The organism is Mesorhizobium sp. RSR380A (genome assembly GCF_054719385.1).
Window position 1 is genome coordinate 2,869,703 of record NZ_JBTTIB010000001.1, and the last position, 15,635, is coordinate 2,885,337.

Genomic DNA, 15,635 nt, shown 5'->3' on the forward strand with positions numbered 1-15,635 from the left:
ATTCATCGGGCCTCGAACCCAACCCGGCATCTCGGCCGTCAAGCGACCGCAAGATGCAGATATGGCGGCGAAATTTCTTGTCGATGTTTTGAGGCGGGGCGCAATTTGGCGCAAGATTGCGGGCGATTGCCGCCAGATACGAGCGCGACTGACCTTCTCCCCTTGTGGGAGAAGGTGGATTGCCGCGAAGCGGCAAGACGGATGAGGGGTGTTCCAGCGGAGTGAGACGTTGGTGCCTTCTGGAACACCCCTCATCCGTCGCCTTCGGCGACACCTTCTCCCACAAGGGGAGAAGGGAAGACCGCTTCTCCGTTCACTCCGCCCTCTCCCCATGCTAACCACCCCTCATGGCACAGAAGAAAGGATACGAGGTCGATTCGTGGCTGGCGAAGCCGGACGCGCGCATATCGATCGTCCTGCTTTACGGACCCGACCGCGGCTTGGTCGCCGAGCGGGCCAAAGCCTTTGCCGCGAAAACCGGCCTGTCGCTCGACGATCCGTTCTCAGTCGTCCGGCTCGATGGCGCGGAGGTCGATCGCGACCAGGGCCGGCTGCTGGACGAAGCCCGGACCGTGCCGATGTTCTCCGACCGGCGGCTTCTGTGGGTGCGCAACGCCAGCGGCCAGAAGCCGCTGGCTGAGGACGTCAAGGCGCTGACCGCGGAGCCCGCGCGCGACGCGATCATTCTCATCGAGGCCGGCGACCTGAAAAAAGGCGTCGGGCTGCGCGCCGTGGTCGAGGCGGCCGACAACGCCATGGCGCTGCCATGCTATGCCGATGAAGCGCGCGACATCGACAGCGTCATCGACGACGAGTTGCGCAAGGCCGGCATGTCGATGGCGCTCGACGCACGCCAGGCGCTGCGCCGCAATCTCGGCGGCGACCGGCTGGCCTCGCGCGGTGAGATCGAAAAACTGGTGCTTTATGCCCACGGCCAGAAGGACATCAGCCTCGACGACGTAAGGGCGATGTCCGGCGACGTCTCCGGCGCCTCCTTCGACGACGCGGTCGATGCTGTGCTGGAGGGCAGGATCGGTGACTTCGACACCGCCTTCACCCGCCACTGCCTGTCCGGCGGCCATCCTTTCCTGGTGCTGTCCTCGGCGATGCGGCAGCTGCAGCAGCTTCAAATCATGCGCGGCCAGATGGACACCGCCGGCCGCAACGCCGCCTCGGCCATGGCCGGCGCCCGTCCGCCGGTGTTTTTCTCGCGGCGCAAGCTGGTGGAGAAGGCGCTGGAGCGCTGGAACGTCGAGGCGCTCAGCCGCGCGCTGAACCGGCTGCAATCGGCCGTGCTGCAGACCAGGCGCAGGCCGGATTTGTCGGAAGCGCTGGCGCGGCAGGCGCTGCTCGGCATTGCGGTGGAGAGCGCGAGGCTGGCGCAGCGGTGATCTCCCCCCTTGAGGGGGAGATGTCGCCAAAGGCGACAGAGGGGGTCGCGGCGCGTGGAGCGCTGGCGCCTTTCGCAACGACAAACGAGGTCGGCGCTTGATGGGAGACGACCCTTCTGGCCTGCCGGCCATCTCCCCCTCAAGGGGGGAGATCAGCAGTTCGATCCCTTCGGCAATCCCCAATAAAAAGAAGGGCCGGCAACCGCCAAGCCCTTTCTTCATCCTAAGCCAGAACTTCATTCGTCGGCTAAATATGGCGCAACCCCCAACCCTCTACCGCTCGTCCTTCAACCGCCGGCATAGCTCGTCGAGCTGCTCCAGACTGCGGTAGTCCACGCGGATCGCGCCGCCCTTGCCCTTGTGCTCGATGGTCACGATCATGCCGATCGTGTTGGTCATCAGCCTTTCCAGCGCCAGCGTGTCGGCATCCTTGCCCGATGCGGCGTGTGCTGGTTTTGCCTTGGGCGGCGTGCCGCCCGCCGGCATTTGCGCCAGCGCCTCAGCCTGGCGCACCGAAAGCCCTTCTTCGACGATCTGCTTGGCTAGCCCGGCGGGATCCTGCGCCGTCACCAGCGTCCGGGCATGGCCGGCCGACAGCGCGCCGTCGACCAGCATGTCGCGGATCACGTCGGGCAGCTTCAGCAGCCGCAGCGTGTTGGCGACGTGGCTGCGGCTCTTGCCGATGACATTGCCGAGGTCGGCCTGTGTGTAGCCGTGGTCGTCGATCAACTGCTGGTAACCCAGCGCCTCTTCGACCGGGTTGAGGTCCGTGCGCTGCACGTTTTCTATGATCGCCAGTTCCAGCGCTGTGCGGTCGTTGACGTCGCGCACGATGATCGGGATCTCGGTCAGCCCGGCTCGCTGCGCCGCCCGCCAGCGGCGCTCGCCGGCGATGATCTCGTAGCGCCCGGCCTGCGTGGGCGAAGGCCGCGCCACCACCGGCTGCACCACGCCATGCTCGCGGATCGACTGCGCGAGATCGGTGAGGTCGGCGTCGCCAAAGTACCGGCGCGGGTTTTTCGGGTTCGGGCTCAGGAACTCTATCGGCACCTTGCCGTCGGCATTCAGGCCTGGCTTTTCGGCCGCTGCCGGGCGATCTATTTCGCCGATCAGCGCCGCCAATCCGCGGCCCAGTCTCTTTCTCGAAAGGTCTTCGCTCATCTCAATTCCAGATTCTTGATCGTTTCGGTAACGGATCGGCTTTGTTTATCGACCCTGCCTAATCAAGCAGCGCGCAATTTGCGCTCGCGGCGGATCACTTCGGACGCCAGCTGCAGATAGGCCTGGCTGCCCGAGCATTTCAGGTCATAGAGGATTGCCGGCTTGCCATAGGAGGGCGCCTCGGACACTCGCACATTCCTAGGAATGATGGTCTCGTAGACCTTGTCGCCCATATGTGCCCGCACGTCCTGCACCACCTGGTTGGCGAGGTTGTTGCGGCCGTCATACATGGTCAGCACGATGCCCTGGATGATCAAGTCCGGATTGATCGAACGGCGCACCTGCTCCACCGTTTCCAGGAGTTGGCTTAGCCCTTCCAGCGCGAAGAACTCGCACTGCAGCGGCACAAGAACAGAATCGGCTGCCGCCATTGAATTCAAAGTCAAAAGGTTGAGCGAGGGCGGGCAGTCGATCAGCACATAGCCGAACGGCGCACCGCGCTCAGTGGCGGCGCGCAGCGCGTTGCGCAGCTTAAGCACGCGATCCGGCGCCGAGGCGATTTCCATTTCGATGCCGAGCAGATCGAGCGTCGACGGCACGATCGACAGGCCGGGCACCGCCGTTGGAATGGCGGCCTCTTCCAGCCCCAGTTCGCCGGTCAGCACATCGTAGGACGAGACGGTGCGGTCCTTGCGGTCGATACCGAGACCCGTCGAGGCATTGCCTTGCGGATCGAGATCGACGATCAGCACCTTTTCGCCGATGGCGGCCAGCGCCGTGGCCAGATTGATGGCGGTGGTGGTCTTGCCGACGCCGCCCTTCTGGTTGGCGACGGTGATGATGCGAGGTCCGGTTTTCATGGGTCTGTGCCAGGTATTCATGTGGGCCAGGTATTCATTGCGTCGCCAAGGTTGCGAAGGAGAGCTTACGCCGTCCGCAGATCGGTCACTTCGAGGATGACGCCATGGGCGTCGGTCATGCTCGGATGTTCTACCAGATCGAAAGCCCAGCGGTGAGTGCTTTCTTCCACCTCGGAGCGGTAATCCCGGCCTTTGTGGAACAGCGCCCGCGATCCCTTGGTCAGCCACGGCGCCGACAGAGCGAGCAGCGCCGGCAGCGCGGCAAGCGCCCGCGCCGTGATGATTTCCGGTGCGGAAACAAGCGCATAGCTGTCGTCGATGCGCCGGGCGACGACCCGTGCCGGCAAGCCGAACTGGCCAATGACCGCCTGCAAAAACGATGCTTTCTTGCGGTTGCTCTCGACCAGATCGATCGACGCGCCGTCGCGCTCGCCCAGCAGGAAGGCCATTACCAGGCCCGGAAAACCGCCGCCCGAACCAAGATCGGCCCAGCGTTTGGCCTGCGGGGCGATTCGGGCCAGCTGCGCGCTGTCAAGAATATGGCGGCCCCAGACATCGTCCAGCGTCGAGGGCGCGGCAAGATTGATGCTGCGGTTCCATTTCAGGAACAACTGTTCGAACGTCACCAGGCGATCGAATGTTTCACGTGAAACCGGTCCCGCGGCCTCTTGCAGGCTCGCCCATGAGGCAGCGCTCACGCAACGGCCCTTTGGGCGGCCGATTCGGCGTTGCGGACGTGCGCGACGATGATGGCCAGCGCCGCCGGCGTCATGCCTTCCATACGCTGCGCGTCAGCGATCGACCGGGGCTGACGCGTTAGCATCTTCTGCTTCAGCTCATTGGACAGGCCAGGAACATCGGCGAAATCCACCGACGCCGGGATCAGCCGGCTTTCCTCGCGGCGGATCTGTCCGACATCCGCCTGCTGGCGATCAAGGTAAACCGAATATTTCGCTTCCGTTTCGAGCCGCTCAGCGGTTATGACGTCGATTGCGCCAAAGGCCGGCGCAACACGGGCCAGCCAGGCTATATCGACGCCGGGATGAGCGAGCAATTCATAAGCGGAGCGGCGCACGCCGTCCCTGTTGATCTCCAGCCCATGCCGCGCCGCTTCGTTGGGCGTCATCGTCGTCGCAACTGCGAGTTCGCGCGCCCTATCAAGATCCTGTGTGACTTGATTGAACCGCTGCGTCCGCTCCGGCGACATGATACCAAGCCGATTTGCCAGAGGGGTAAGCCTTTCATCGGCATTGTCGGCGCGCAGCGATAGGCGAAACTCCGCCCGCGAAGTGAACATGCGGTAGGGCTCGGCAATGCCGCGGCTGGTGAGGTCGTCGACCATCACACCGATATAGGCTTCGGTGCGGCTGAGCACGATTTGGTCGTCGGCCGCCGCCTTGCGCGCGGCGTTGAGCCCGGCGAGCAGGCCCTGCGCCCCGGCTTCTTCATAACCGGTGGTGCCGTTGATCTGACCGGCTAGGAAAAGCCCCGCAATACGTTTGGCCTCAAGCGTCGGCTCCAACTCGCGCGGATCGACATGGTCGTATTCGATGGCGTAGCCGGGCTGCAGCATGGTCGCCCGCTCTAGCCCGGGTATAGTTTTGAGAATGTCGAGTTGCACATCCTCGGGCAGGGAGGTCGAAATGCCATTGGGGTAGACCGTGTCGTCGTCCAGCCCTTCCGGCTCGAGGAATATCTGATGACCTTCTCGATCGCCGAACTTGACGATCTTGTCTTCGATCGACGGGCAGTAACGTGGACCTACGCCTTCGATCGAGCCGGAATACATGGCGGAGCGGCCGAGATTGGCGCGGATCAGCGCGTGCGTCGCCGGTGTCGTACGCGTGATGCCGCAATGGATTTGCGGATTCTTGATTGTGTCGGTGAGCAGCGAGAACGGCACTGGATGTTCGTCGGCCGCCTGGCTTTCCAGCGACGCCCAGTCGATGGTGCGGCCATCGAGCCGCGGCGGCGTGCCGGTCTTCAGCCGTCCAAGCGCGAAACCGGCGCGGCTCATCGTCGCCGACAGGCCAAGGCTCGCTTGCTCGTTCATCCGCCCGGCGACAATCTTCCTGTCGCCAATGTGGATGAGGCCGCGAAGAAAAGTGCCGGTGGTCAGGACGACTGCACCGCACGCCAACCGGCGCCCGTCGGCCAGGAGCACAGCGGCGATCCGTCCTTCTTCGATCTCGAAATCCAAGACTTCGCCTTCGACGACGTCGAGACCGTTCTGCTGCCGAATCGCTTCCTGCATGGCCAGCCGGTAAAGCTTGCGGTCGGCCTGCGTGCGCGGCCCGCGCACGGCAGGGCCTTTGCGGCGATTAAGCAGGCGGAATTGGATGCCGGCAGCATCGGCGATGCGGCCCATCAGCCCGTCCATGGCGTCGATCTCACGCACCAGATGGCCCTTCCCGAGGCCGCCGATCGCCGGATTGCAGGACATGACACCGATCGTGTCGAAGCGCAGCGTGATCAGCGCGGTCCTGGCACCGGCGCGCGCGGCAGCGCTCGCAGCCTCGCACCCGGCATGGCCACCGCCCACCACAACCACATCATAGTGATCGATCATTGTCCCTTCCAGATTCAGAGATTTCCCGACACATGTCCCCACGAGAGGACGCTGTCAAGGATTGCAGGTTGATTCGTTCACGGGGAACGGAGTGCTGAAAGCCGCAGAGGTGTTTCACGTGAGTCAGGGAAGCGGCGACAATTACCTCGGCTGGCGCTGCCCCTCATCTGCCTGCCGGCATCTTCTCCCGGTGAACAAGGAGGAGCTCAAGCGCTGGCGCGCTTCGGTGGTTGGCGAAATCCCGGATAACGGTATCTTTCTCCCCGTCACTGCACGTGAGAAATGCCCGGGAGGACAATGAGAGGCGGGGCCGGCCTTCGGCACTTGCCGTTTTTGCCAAACTCCTCATTTCACGTGAAACACGCACTAGGGTGGCCCCCTGTGTTTCACGTGAGTCACTCACACAGCGCGCCCCCCTGTTTCACGTGAGTCACTTTCCAATGCAAAACTGCGAAAAGATTACGTCCAGCAGGTCCTCGACATCCACCGCGCCGACAATCCGGCCGAGCCGGTCCACCGCAAGACGCAGCTCCTCCGCCCGCAGCTCCTGGCCGCGCTCTTGCCCCGACAAAGCCGAGATCAGAAAGCGCCTGGTCTCATTGAGCAGCTCCACATGCCGCAACCGAGACGGCAGGATGTCACCGGCATCGCCGATAGCAGCCGCGGCGCGCCTGCCGATCTCGGCCAGGAGTTCAGCCAACCCAGTGCCGTCCACCGTCGAGATCAACGCATCATACGCCTCCAATCGCGGCGAACCTTTCAAGAGATCGACCTTGGTGCCGATTCTCAAAGCCGGGGCCTCGACAGGCATGTTGCCGATCGCACTCGGGTCCGCCAGATCTTCCAGCAACAGCACCAGGTCAGCCGTGTGCGCCTTGGCCCGCGCCTTTTCGATACCGATCGCTTCGATCTTGCCGGGCGCCTCGCGCAGGCCCGCGGTGTCGGTTACCCTGACCCGCACTCCGTGGACATCCAGCACCACTTCGAGCAAGTCCCGCGTCGTGCCGGGCTCGTCGGTAACAATCGCCGCCTCACGCTTGGCCAGCGCGTTGAACAGGCTGGATTTGCCGGCGTTCGGTGCACCGAGGATGACAACCTCAAACCCGTCACGGATGATCTCGGCGGCATGGAAGCCATCGACATGCCGGCCGATCTCCCCCACCATTGCGCGCACATCGGACCAAACCGTGTCCGAAACGGAACCGGGCACGTCGTCTTCGTCGGCGAAGTCGATTTCCGCCTCGATCATGGCCCGTGCATGGATCAGGCGATGGCGCCAGCCAAGATAGAGTTCGCTTTGCACTCCTTCGGCATTCTGCACGGCAAAGCGCCGCTGCGCTTCGGTTTCGGCGTTGACCAGATCGGCCAACGCCTCCGTCTCGACCAGATCCAGCTTGCCGTTGAGAAGAGCCCGGCGCGTAAATTCACCAGGTTCCGCATGACGCACGCCGTCAAACCCGGCAATGATCTCCAGCATCTTGCTGGCGACGGCGCGGCCGCCATGGACGTGGAACTCGGCGACATCCTCGCCGGTAAAACTGTTCGGCCCCGGAAAAAACAGCACCAGGCCGTTGTCGATAAGCGACCCGTCCACTGTTCGGAGCTTGCGCAGGGTCGCAACCCGGTCCTTGATCATGCCGTCGGCAACCGTTTCGACAGCGAATCGAGTTCTTGGTCCGGAGATGCGGATGACAGCGATGCCGGCAGGCAGGCGGCCGCTGGACAGCGCAACAATCGAATCGCCTGAAATCATTTGCCCGTTCTCACCGGTCGCCTAGCTGTCCGGTCGACAATCCCACAGTATGCGGCCGTCATGAACCGGCTGTTCGTCAATATCAAGGTCGATCGCGAGGAGCGGCCGGACATTACCAAATCTGTATAGCCGCCTTGTCATCCATGTGCGAGCAGGCGGGTCCTAATTCCGACGCCAAGAGTTCTGGGCGGGCCAGCAAGCCCTACGCAGGCCGCATCGTTAACGCTTGTGCCTGGCCCCGAGCCGTGAAGCTGGATCCTTCGCCCCCGACAGGCAAGCTTCGTTCCGGCTGCGAATCAGAATCCCGACCCGCGTCACGCCGATATTGCCGCCCCGATCGGAACGCATGCGAATCGATCGAACATTGGCCAGTGGCATCCGGCCGCCAACCGGCAGACCGGAGCTATGCACCGGCTATCCTGCCCGTGGCGCCGGATCCGTAGGAACCGAGCCGCTGTTGCGACGGCAGGTCAACCGGTGTTTCCGTCCAACGCCGAAGGAAGCGGCGTCGCATCAATGGATGGCGACCGCGGCCCGAACAGCAAATCCTTGGCCGCGACCACCGCTCCGACCGTGATCAGGATGCAAGCAACAGCCACCGACCAGTGAAACACACCAAAGCCTGCCAGCAGAAGCACGATGACCGAGAAGAGGGGCGCCGCGTAGGAGAGGGCGCCGAGGATCATGATGTCGCCGTGCTTGCAGCCATAGTCCCAGGCGTAAAAGCCGGCGCCTAGCGGTATTGCGCCCAAGATGACGATGGCGCTCCACTGCGTCGCCGTCTGTGGCCAGATGGTAGCCTCAAGCGTCAGGTGCAGCACCAAGGCGACCGCAGCCGTGATGAAGCAGTAACCGGCGACGACATCGGTCGGCACCTTGCCAAAGCGGCGCGATAAAACCGAATAGCCGGCCCAGATGAAAGCGCAGAACAGCGCGATGACATGCCCCTTCATCACACCATTGGCCAGTCCGATCGTGCCGCCCTTGGTGATCACCACAATGGCGCCGGCAAGGCCGAGCATGACGCCGGCAATGTGATGGGCCCTCAGCTTTTCTCCAGGCAGGAAGGCGGCAAAGACGACGATCAGCAACGGCCAGAGATAGGCGATCAGGCTGACCTCGACCGGCGGCGCCGACTGGATGGCGAAGAAATAGGCGCAGTGATAGATGCACAGCCCCGCTGTGCCGAGCGCCCAGACCTGCCACGGCTGGCGCAGCGACTTGATCGCCGCCGGACGGACAAGCCAGCTCGACGCGCCGACCAACCCGCCAAGCAGAAACGTCATCGCCGCCAGCTGAAAGGGCGGAATCGGTCCCGCCGCCGTCGAAAGCAGCGCCAAGAAGGACCATGTCAGGATGGCCGAGAAGCCGATCAGGGTCGGGATTGTTTTCTCCATGCGGCTTCCGATCTTCGAGACGGGATTACTCGCATGACGACAGCGATGGAAATTGCCGCCCAAGGCCACGCCCTGTCGGAAATGCGACCTGTTTGCCCCCGCAATGAAAAACCCCGTCCCAGTTCCCGGAACGGGGCTTCAATGCGAACCGATGGTCCGACGAGAAGCTTACGTGTTCATCGAGTCGAAGAAATCGGCGTTGGTCTTGGTCTGCTTCAGCTTGTCGATCAGGAACTCGATCGCGTCGGTGGTTCCCATCGGCGCCAGGATGCGGCGCAGGACGAAGATCTTCTGCAGATCCTGCTTGGAGACCAGCAGGTCCTCCTTGCGCGTGCCTGACTTCAAGATGTCCATGGCCGGGTAGATGCGCTTGTCGGCGACCTTGCGGTCGAGCTGGATTTCGCAGTTGCCGGTGCCCTTGAACTCTTCGAAGATCACTTCGTCCATGCGGCTGCCGGTGTCGATCAGCGCGGTGGCGATGATGGTCAGCGAGCCGCCTTCCTCGATGTTGCGGGCCGCGCCGAAGAAGCGCTTCGGCCGCTGCAGCGCGTTGGCGTCGACACCGCCGGTCAGCACCTTGCCGGAGGACGGCACGACGGTGTTGTAGGCACGGCCGAGGCGGGTGATCGAATCGAGCAGAATAACGACGTCGCGGCCATGCTCGACCAGGCGCTTGGCCTTCTCGATGACCATTTCGGCGACCTGGACGTGGCGCACCGCTGGTTCGTCAAAGGTCGAGGACACGACCTCGCCCTTCACCGAACGCTGCATGTCGGTCACTTCTTCTGGCCGTTCGTCGATCAGAAGTACGATCAGATAGCATTCCGGATGATTGGCCGTGATCGAGTGGGCGATATTCTGCATCAGCACCGTTTTACCGGTACGCGGCTGCGCGTTGATGAGCGCGCGCTGTCCCTTGCCGATCGGCGCCACCAGGTCGATCACCCGCGACGAGATGTCCTTGCCGGTCGGATTGTCGATCTCCATCTTCAGCCGCTTGGTCGGATAGAGCGGCGTCAGATTGTCGAAATGGATCTTGTGACGGATCTTTTCGGGATCGTCGAAATTGATCGTGTTGACCTTGAGAAGGGCGAAATAGCGCTCGCCCTCTTTTGGGCTGCGGATCGGCCCTTCGACGGTATCGCCGGTCTTCAAGGAGAAGCGGCGGATCTGCGAGGGCGAGATGTAGATATCGTCGGGACCCGGCAGATAATTGGCGTTGGCTGAGCGCAGGAAGCCGAAACCGTCCTGCAGCAACTCGACCACACCGTCGCCGATGATCTCGACGTCCTGGGCGGCCAGTTTCTTCAGGATGGCAAACATCAGTTCCTGCTTGCGCATGACGCTGGCGTTTTCCACTTCGAGCGATTCGGCATAGGCGATCAGCTCTGGCGGCTTCTTGTTCTTGAACTCTGCGAGTTTCATTTCTTGCATAGACGGACTCTGAATCTGCTTTGGGGAAAATATATCGGCTGGATGCGATAAATGCCGGGCGCGGCCGAAAGCAATCAAGGGCGGCGCATGACGGGAAGGAAGACCCGTCTTTTATCGTCGGTCGGGGGAAAGAGCAAGCTGCGTTTTGTCGACCGAAATGGGCCTAGAACGGCTTGACGACAACCAGGATGACGATGGCGATCATCAGCAATGTGGGGATCTCGTTGACGATTCGCCAGTGCCGCGCCGGTTTTTCATTGCGGTCCTCGGCGAATTTCCTGACAGCACCGGCCAGATAGCCATGCACGCCCGACAGCAACAGCACCAAGCCTATCTTGGCGTGCAGCCAGCCGCCGTGAAAGCCAAACACTTTCCAGGCAAGCCAAAGCCCGAACACCCAGGTGACGATCATCGCCGGATTGATGATGCCGCGCAGCAGACGCCGCTCCATCACCTTGAAGGTCTCCGATTGGACGGACCCCTTCTCTGCGTCGGCGTGGTAGACCAGCAATCGCGGCAGATAGAGCATGCCGGCCATCCAGGAGATGACGGCCAGGATATGGATTGCCTTCGCCCAGGGATAGAAACCCTCAGGCGCAAAGAAAAACAAAAGTCCGGTGAGAACAACCAGCACTCCGATGCCGATGGTCATGCGCATCATCGCCCCACGAGTGCTGTTGCCGCCCGTATTATCCGATTGAGCCATCAGCGTGTCGCGCTCCGCACCTGCTTCACCATCGCCTCGACATGTGCCACCGGCGTCTCCGGCGTAATGCCATGGCCGAGATTGAAGATCAGCGGTCCGTCGCCCAGCGCCTTGAGGATCGCATCGACGCCGTCCGACAGGGCTTTGCCGCCAGCCACGAGCCGCAAGGGATCGAGATTGCCCTGGACCGCCCCTGAATGCTGCAGTTCGTTCGCAGCCGACAGGGGCACGGTCCAGTCGATCCCCAGCCCCGTCACCCCGGTCTTCTCACGATAGGTCTCGTAGCGGGCGCCGGCGCCCTTGGGAAAGCCTATGATCGGAACATCGCGATGAACCGCACGAACTTGCCTGACGATCTCCGCCACCGGTTGCACGCAGAACTGCTCGAAAGACGCATCATCAAGCACGCCGGACCAGGAATCGAAAATCTGCACCACGTCGGCACCGGCTTCGATCTGGCGGATCAAATAGGCCGCGGAGTGATCGGCGAGCACTTTCAGGAGATGCTTGAAGGCCGTCGGTTCGCGATAGGCAAACAGCCGCGCCGGCGCCTGGTCGGGTGTGCCGTGGCCGGCGATCATGTAGGTCGCCACCGTCCACGGCGCGCCGCAGAAGCCGATCAGCGTGGTCTCGTCAGGCAATCTTGCCCGCAGCCGGCGAACCGTCTCGTAGACCGGTTCGAGATTCACGTGAAACGTTTCACTGTTGAGAGCCGAAATCTCAGCTGCAGTGATTGGCGTCAGCAGCGGCCCGCGGCCCTCCTCGAAGCGGACATCGCGTCCCAGCGCATGCGGCACGACCAGAATGTCCGAGAACAGGATCGAGGCATCGAAGCCGAAGCGCTCGATCGGCTGCAGCGTCACTTCGACAGCCAGATCAGGATTGTAGCAAAGATCGAGAAAGGACCCGGCGCGCTTTCTGGTCTCGCGGTACTCCGGCAGATAGCGCCCGGCCTGGCGCATCATCCAGAGCGGCGGCGGAAACACTGCCTCGCCTCTCAGCACGTCCAGCACGATGCGGTTCTCGGGCATTGAGCGCTCTCTTCCCTGCCTTCTCTAAAATTAAATAGTCTATTTCTAGAATCTTCTGATTCTAAGAGTCTGTTGGTATCGGTGGTTGTCACCTGTCCCGCTTTGCCCTGGAAAAGGCCAGCCAGCATTTTGTCGCGTGTTTCTTCCGCGGGATTGTCAAAGAGTGTGGATGACCAGGATTCCATCACTGGAGTCAATGGTTTGGCGTAGCCGCTGAAAAACCGCCTCTGTGGATGAAGCGCTGGCAAAAACGCCCGTCCCCAGATTTGTCCCCAACCGCACAGTGAAGCTGACAGCGCATCGAATTGTGGACAACTGGCCTTCTGATACAGTCGCCTCCAGCCGGTCGCCTTTGCGGCCCCGGTTTATCCACACAAGCCCACAGCCTGAGGCGCCCCCTGTGAACAAACCCCAGAGCTTCTTTCACCTGCACCTGATTTCCGACGCCACCGGCGAGACGCTGCTGGCGGCCGGCCGAGCCGCCTCGGCGCAATACAAGGATGCGCGCGCCATCGAGCATATCTATCCGCTCATCCGCACCGAAAAGCAGGTGGCGAAAGTCTTCGAGGACATAGAGGAGGAACCGGGCATCATCCTCTACACCGTCGTCGACCAGAAGCTGGCGCGCGGCATTGACGAGCGCTGCGCCACCATGGGGCTGCCCTGTGTTTCGGTGCTGGAGCCGGTCCTCACCGTGTTCCAGTCCTATCTTGGCACGCCGGCCGGCCGCCGCGTCGGCGCCCAGCATGTGCTCGACGCCGATTATTTCCACCGTATCGACGCACTCAATTTCACCATGGAGCATGATGACGGCCAGCTGCCGCTCAATATGGACGACGCGGATGTGGTGCTGATCGGCATTTCCAGGACATCGAAGACGCCGACCAGCATCTATCTCGCCAACCGCGGCATCAAGACCGCCAACATCCCGATCGTGCTCGGCGTGCCGGTGCCCGAAAGCCTGGTCGCTGCCACCAAGCCGCTGATCGTCGGGCTGATCGCCACCGCCGAACGCATCTCGCATGTCCGGCAGAACCGCGTGCTCGGCAACAGCAGCACCTACGAAGCGACCGATTATGTCGACCGTGCCTCGATCGCCGAAGAGCTCGCCTATGCCCGCCAGATCTGCACCCGCCACAATTGGCCGATGATAGACGTCAGCCGCCGCTCGATCGAAGAGACCGCGGCAGCCATTGTTGCCCTGCGGGGGAAGAATAGATGATGGGATGGCAACGCGACCTCCTGCCCCAATCAACCACTATCGACCAGGCCCAGAACCCATGACCGAAAAAATCATCCTCGCCTCCGGCAGCCCGTTCCGCAAAGCAATGCTCATCAATGCCGGGCTCGGCATCGAAGCGGTGCCTGCCGATGTCGACGAGCGTGCGCTCGAGGCGCCGTTGCAGGACAGCGGTGTGTCGCCGGAAGATGTCGCCCTGATACTCGCCGAAGCCAAGGCGACCGAGGTCAGCGAACGCAGACCGGGCGCCCTGGTGCTCGGCTGCGACCAGACTTTGTCACTGGGAGATGAAGTGTTCCACAAGCCGGCCGACATGGAAGGCGCCCGCCGCCATCTGCTGGCGCTGTCGGGCAAGACGCATCAGCTGAACAGCGCCGCCGTGCTCTGCCGCAACGGCAAGGTGCTGTGGCGTCATGTCGGCATCGCCAGCCTCACCATGCGCAAGCTCGATCCGGCCTTCATCGGCCGGCATCTGGCCCGCGTCGGCGCCAAGGCGTTGTCGAGCGTCGGCGCCTATCAGATCGAAGGCGAAGGCATCCAGCTGTTCGAGGCGATCGAAGGCGAGTATTTCACCATTGTCGGCCTGCCGCTGTTACCGGTGCTGGCGGAATTGCGTGCGCTCGGAGCCATCGATGGTTGAGAAAAAAGCTTTCGTCACCGGCCATCCGATCGCGCATTCGCGCTCGCCGAAGATCCACGGCTATTGGCTGAACACATACGGCATCGACGGCAGCTATTATGCGATCGATGTCGCGCCGGCCGATTTTCCCGAGTTCCTCTCGTCGCTCGAGGCCAATGGCTATCAGGGCGGCAACGTCACCATTCCACACAAGGAAGTCGCCTTCGCCCGGGTCGAGCGCCGCGACGAGGCGGCGGAGATGATCGGCGCGGTCAACATGCTGTGGCTGGACGACGGCGTGCTGTGGGGCGGCAATTCGGACTGGATCGGCTTTGCCGGCAATCTCGACGAGCATGCCCCGGGCTGGGAGAGAAACGCTCCGGCCGTGGTGCTCGGCGCCGGTGGCGCGTCGCGCGCGGTCATCCACGCGCTTAAAGTGCGCGGCATTAAAGATATCCGCATCGTCAACCGCACATTGGCGCGGGCGCAAGAACTCGCCGACCGCTTCGGGGCCGGCGTCTCGGCGCATGGCGCGGTCGGCGACTTGCTTGGCGATGCCGGCTTGCTGATCAACACGACGGCACTTGGCATGCATGGCGATGCGACGCTGGCCGCCGATCCGGCCGGCCTGCCAGCTCACGCCATTGTCGCAGACATCGTCTATGTGCCGCTGGAAACACCGCTGCTTGCCGCTGCCCGCGCGAGAAATTTGAAGACGGTCGACGGGCTCGGCATGCTGTTGCACCAGGCTGTGCCCGGTTTCGAACGCTGGTTCGGCAAGATGCCGCAGGTCACGCCTGAGTTGCGACAGATGATCGTCGCCGACATCCTCGCCAAATGATGGGTCGCAAATGATGGGCGCCAAATGATGACCGTGCTCGGCCTCACCGGATCGATCGGCATGGGCAAGTCGACGACGGCGAAAATGTTCGTCGACGCCGGCGTGCCGGTGCATGACTCCGACGAGACCGTGCATCGCCTCTATGCCGGCAAGGCAGCACCTCTCGTCGAGGCGGCCTTTCCCGGCACCGTGATTGCCGGTTCGGTCGACCGCACCGAGTTGGCGCGCCGCGTGCTCGGCAACGCTGCTGCGCTGAAGACATTGGAGGCGATCGTCCATCCGCTGGTGCGGGCCGATGCCGATGCCTTTCTGGCAAGGCACCGCGCCGCCGGCGCGCCGCTCGTCGTGCTCGACATTCCGCTGCTGTTCGAAACCGGTGGCCGCAACCGTGTCGACAAGGTCGTCGTCGTCACCGCGCCGGCCGATATCCAGCGCGCCCGCGTGCTGGCGCGTCCTGACATGAGTGAGGAAAAGCTGGCGGCAATCCTGGCCAAGCAGGTGCCCGACGCCGAAAAGCGCCGGCAGGCCGATTTCGTCATCGACACCGGTGAAGGCATGGACGCCGCCCGCACCGCGGTCGGCGCGATCATTGCCGAGCTCTCAGGACGCTGAGCTCGCCTGCTAACTCCTGGG

14 protein-coding genes and 1 pseudogene are annotated in these 15,635 nt (G+C 62.8%); 6 read left to right on the forward strand and 9 right to left on the reverse strand.

What is annotated here, in order from left to right; translation table 11 throughout:
* Nucleotides 1-347: 347 nt before the first annotated feature.
* Complete coding sequence (gene holA / locus ACYG9Z_RS13855; protein WP_023752831.1) at nucleotides 348-1,391, forward strand: DNA polymerase III subunit delta; 1,044 nt, start codon at nucleotides 348-350, stop codon at nucleotides 1,389-1,391.
* Between the two features lie 273 nt (nucleotides 1,392-1,664).
* On the opposite strand, the gene ACYG9Z_RS13860 is transcribed toward holA, so the two are convergent.
* The 5 genes from ACYG9Z_RS13860 to mnmE form a co-directional block, all read right to left on the reverse strand.
* Nucleotides 1,665-2,552, reverse strand: coding sequence for a ParB/RepB/Spo0J family partition protein (locus ACYG9Z_RS13860; RefSeq protein WP_023687600.1), 888 nt, complete (start codon nucleotides 2,550-2,552; stop codon nucleotides 1,665-1,667).
* Between the two features lie 62 nt (nucleotides 2,553-2,614).
* Nucleotides 2,615-3,412, reverse strand: coding sequence for a ParA family protein (locus ACYG9Z_RS13865; RefSeq protein ID WP_023672118.1), 798 nt, complete (start codon nucleotides 3,410-3,412; stop codon nucleotides 2,615-2,617).
* 65 nt (nucleotides 3,413-3,477) lie between these two features.
* On the reverse strand, nucleotides 3,478-4,110 hold the full coding sequence (rsmG, locus tag ACYG9Z_RS13870) for a 16S rRNA (guanine(527)-N(7))-methyltransferase RsmG (protein ID WP_023752830.1): 633 nt from the start codon (nucleotides 4,108-4,110) through the stop codon (nucleotides 3,478-3,480).
* Nucleotides 4,107-5,981: a tRNA uridine-5-carboxymethylaminomethyl(34) synthesis enzyme MnmG gene (mnmG, locus tag ACYG9Z_RS13875; protein ID WP_023752829.1), complete on the reverse strand. Its 1,875-nt coding sequence runs from the start codon at nucleotides 5,979-5,981 to the stop codon at nucleotides 4,107-4,109. The genes rsmG and mnmG overlap by 4 nt, the downstream gene beginning before the upstream one ends.
* 430 nt (nucleotides 5,982-6,411) lie before the next feature.
* Nucleotides 6,412-7,734 (reverse strand): tRNA uridine-5-carboxymethylaminomethyl(34) synthesis GTPase MnmE, encoded by a 1,323-nt coding sequence (gene mnmE, locus ACYG9Z_RS13880; RefSeq protein WP_023752828.1) that lies wholly within the window; start codon nucleotides 7,732-7,734, stop codon nucleotides 6,412-6,414.
* Nucleotides 7,735-7,785: 51 nt separating this feature from the next.
* Between mnmE and ACYG9Z_RS13885 the strand changes: the two are divergent.
* Nucleotides 7,786-7,895 (forward strand): annotated as a pseudogene (locus ACYG9Z_RS13885) (DUF255 domain-containing protein); the annotation flags it as partial.
* 309 nt (nucleotides 7,896-8,204) lie between these two features.
* On the opposite strand, the gene yddG reads toward ACYG9Z_RS13885, so the two are convergent.
* The 4 genes from yddG to hemE all read right to left on the reverse strand — a co-directional run bounded on the left by yddG (nucleotide 8,205) and on the right by hemE (nucleotide 12,302).
* Nucleotides 8,205-9,131, reverse strand: coding sequence for an aromatic amino acid exporter YddG (yddG, locus tag ACYG9Z_RS13890; RefSeq protein WP_023752827.1), 927 nt, complete (start codon nucleotides 9,129-9,131; stop codon nucleotides 8,205-8,207).
* Nucleotides 9,132-9,299: 168 nt separating this feature from the next.
* Entirely contained in the window at nucleotides 9,300-10,565 is a 1,266-nt protein-coding gene (rho, locus tag ACYG9Z_RS13895) for a transcription termination factor Rho (protein WP_023672113.1), read from the reverse strand.
* A gap of 163 nt (nucleotides 10,566-10,728) precedes the next feature.
* Nucleotides 10,729-11,271 (reverse strand): protoporphyrinogen oxidase HemJ, encoded by a 543-nt coding sequence (gene hemJ / locus ACYG9Z_RS13900; protein ID WP_023752826.1) that lies wholly within the window; start codon nucleotides 11,269-11,271, stop codon nucleotides 10,729-10,731.
* Nucleotides 11,271-12,302: a uroporphyrinogen decarboxylase gene (gene hemE, locus ACYG9Z_RS13905; protein WP_023726726.1), complete on the reverse strand. Its 1,032-nt coding sequence runs from the start codon at nucleotides 12,300-12,302 to the stop codon at nucleotides 11,271-11,273. Before hemE ends, hemJ begins: the two co-directional genes overlap by 1 nt.
* Before the next feature lie 283 nt (nucleotides 12,303-12,585).
* Here hemE and ACYG9Z_RS13910 point away from each other — a divergent pair, with 283 nt between their 5' ends.
* The 4 genes from ACYG9Z_RS13910 to coaE are packed head-to-tail and all read left to right on the forward strand — an operon-like array spanning nucleotide 12,586 to nucleotide 15,614.
* Nucleotides 12,586-13,524: a pyruvate, water dikinase regulatory protein gene (locus ACYG9Z_RS13910; protein WP_460222828.1), complete on the forward strand. Its 939-nt coding sequence runs from the start codon at nucleotides 12,586-12,588 to the stop codon at nucleotides 13,522-13,524.
* A 58-nt stretch (nucleotides 13,525-13,582) separates the two neighbouring features.
* Nucleotides 13,583-14,182: a Maf-like protein gene (locus tag ACYG9Z_RS13915; protein ID WP_023752825.1), complete on the forward strand. Its 600-nt coding sequence runs from the start codon at nucleotides 13,583-13,585 to the stop codon at nucleotides 14,180-14,182.
* The gene (locus ACYG9Z_RS13920) at nucleotides 14,175-15,002 is read left to right on the forward strand and encodes a shikimate dehydrogenase (RefSeq protein WP_023752824.1); all 828 of its coding nucleotides are present in this window, start codon (nucleotides 14,175-14,177) and stop codon (nucleotides 15,000-15,002) included. Before ACYG9Z_RS13915 ends, ACYG9Z_RS13920 begins: the two co-directional genes overlap by 8 nt.
* A gap of 27 nt (nucleotides 15,003-15,029) precedes the next feature.
* Nucleotides 15,030-15,614 carry a dephospho-CoA kinase gene (gene coaE / locus ACYG9Z_RS13925; RefSeq protein ID WP_023698098.1) on the forward strand — a complete coding sequence of 195 codons (585 nt, stop codon included), beginning with the start codon at nucleotides 15,030-15,032 and terminating at the stop codon, nucleotides 15,612-15,614.
* The last annotated feature ends 21 nt before the right edge of the window (nucleotides 15,615-15,635 follow it).

Coding starts and splice junctions, on each gene's coding strand:
- holA (WP_023752831.1), top strand. CDS start 348: ATGGCACAGAAGAAAGGATACGAGGTCGATTCGTGGCTGGCGAAGCCG.
- ACYG9Z_RS13860 (WP_023687600.1), bottom strand. CDS start 2,552: ATGAGCGAAGACCTTTCGAGAAAGAGACTGGGCCGCGGATTGGCGGCG.
- ACYG9Z_RS13865 (WP_023672118.1), bottom strand. CDS start 3,412: ATGAAAACCGGACCTCGCATCATCACCGTCGCCAACCAGAAGGGCGGC.
- mnmG (WP_023752829.1), bottom strand. CDS start 5,981: ATGATCGATCACTATGATGTGGTTGTGGTGGGCGGTGGCCATGCCGGG.
- mnmE (WP_023752828.1), bottom strand. CDS start 7,734: ATGATTTCAGGCGATTCGATTGTTGCGCTGTCCAGCGGCCGCCTGCCT.
- yddG (WP_023752827.1), bottom strand. CDS start 9,131: ATGGAGAAAACAATCCCGACCCTGATCGGCTTCTCGGCCATCCTGACA.
- rho (WP_023672113.1), bottom strand. CDS start 10,565: ATGCAAGAAATGAAACTCGCAGAGTTCAAGAACAAGAAGCCGCCAGAG.
- hemJ (WP_023752826.1), bottom strand. CDS start 11,271: ATGGCTCAATCGGATAATACGGGCGGCAACAGCACTCGTGGGGCGATG.
- hemE (WP_023726726.1), bottom strand. CDS start 12,302: ATGCCCGAGAACCGCATCGTGCTGGACGTGCTGAGAGGCGAGGCAGTG.
- ACYG9Z_RS13915 (WP_023752825.1), top strand. CDS start 13,583: ATGACCGAAAAAATCATCCTCGCCTCCGGCAGCCCGTTCCGCAAAGCA.
- ACYG9Z_RS13920 (WP_023752824.1), top strand. CDS start 14,175: ATGGTTGAGAAAAAAGCTTTCGTCACCGGCCATCCGATCGCGCATTCG.
- coaE (WP_023698098.1), top strand. CDS start 15,030: ATGACCGTGCTCGGCCTCACCGGATCGATCGGCATGGGCAAGTCGACG.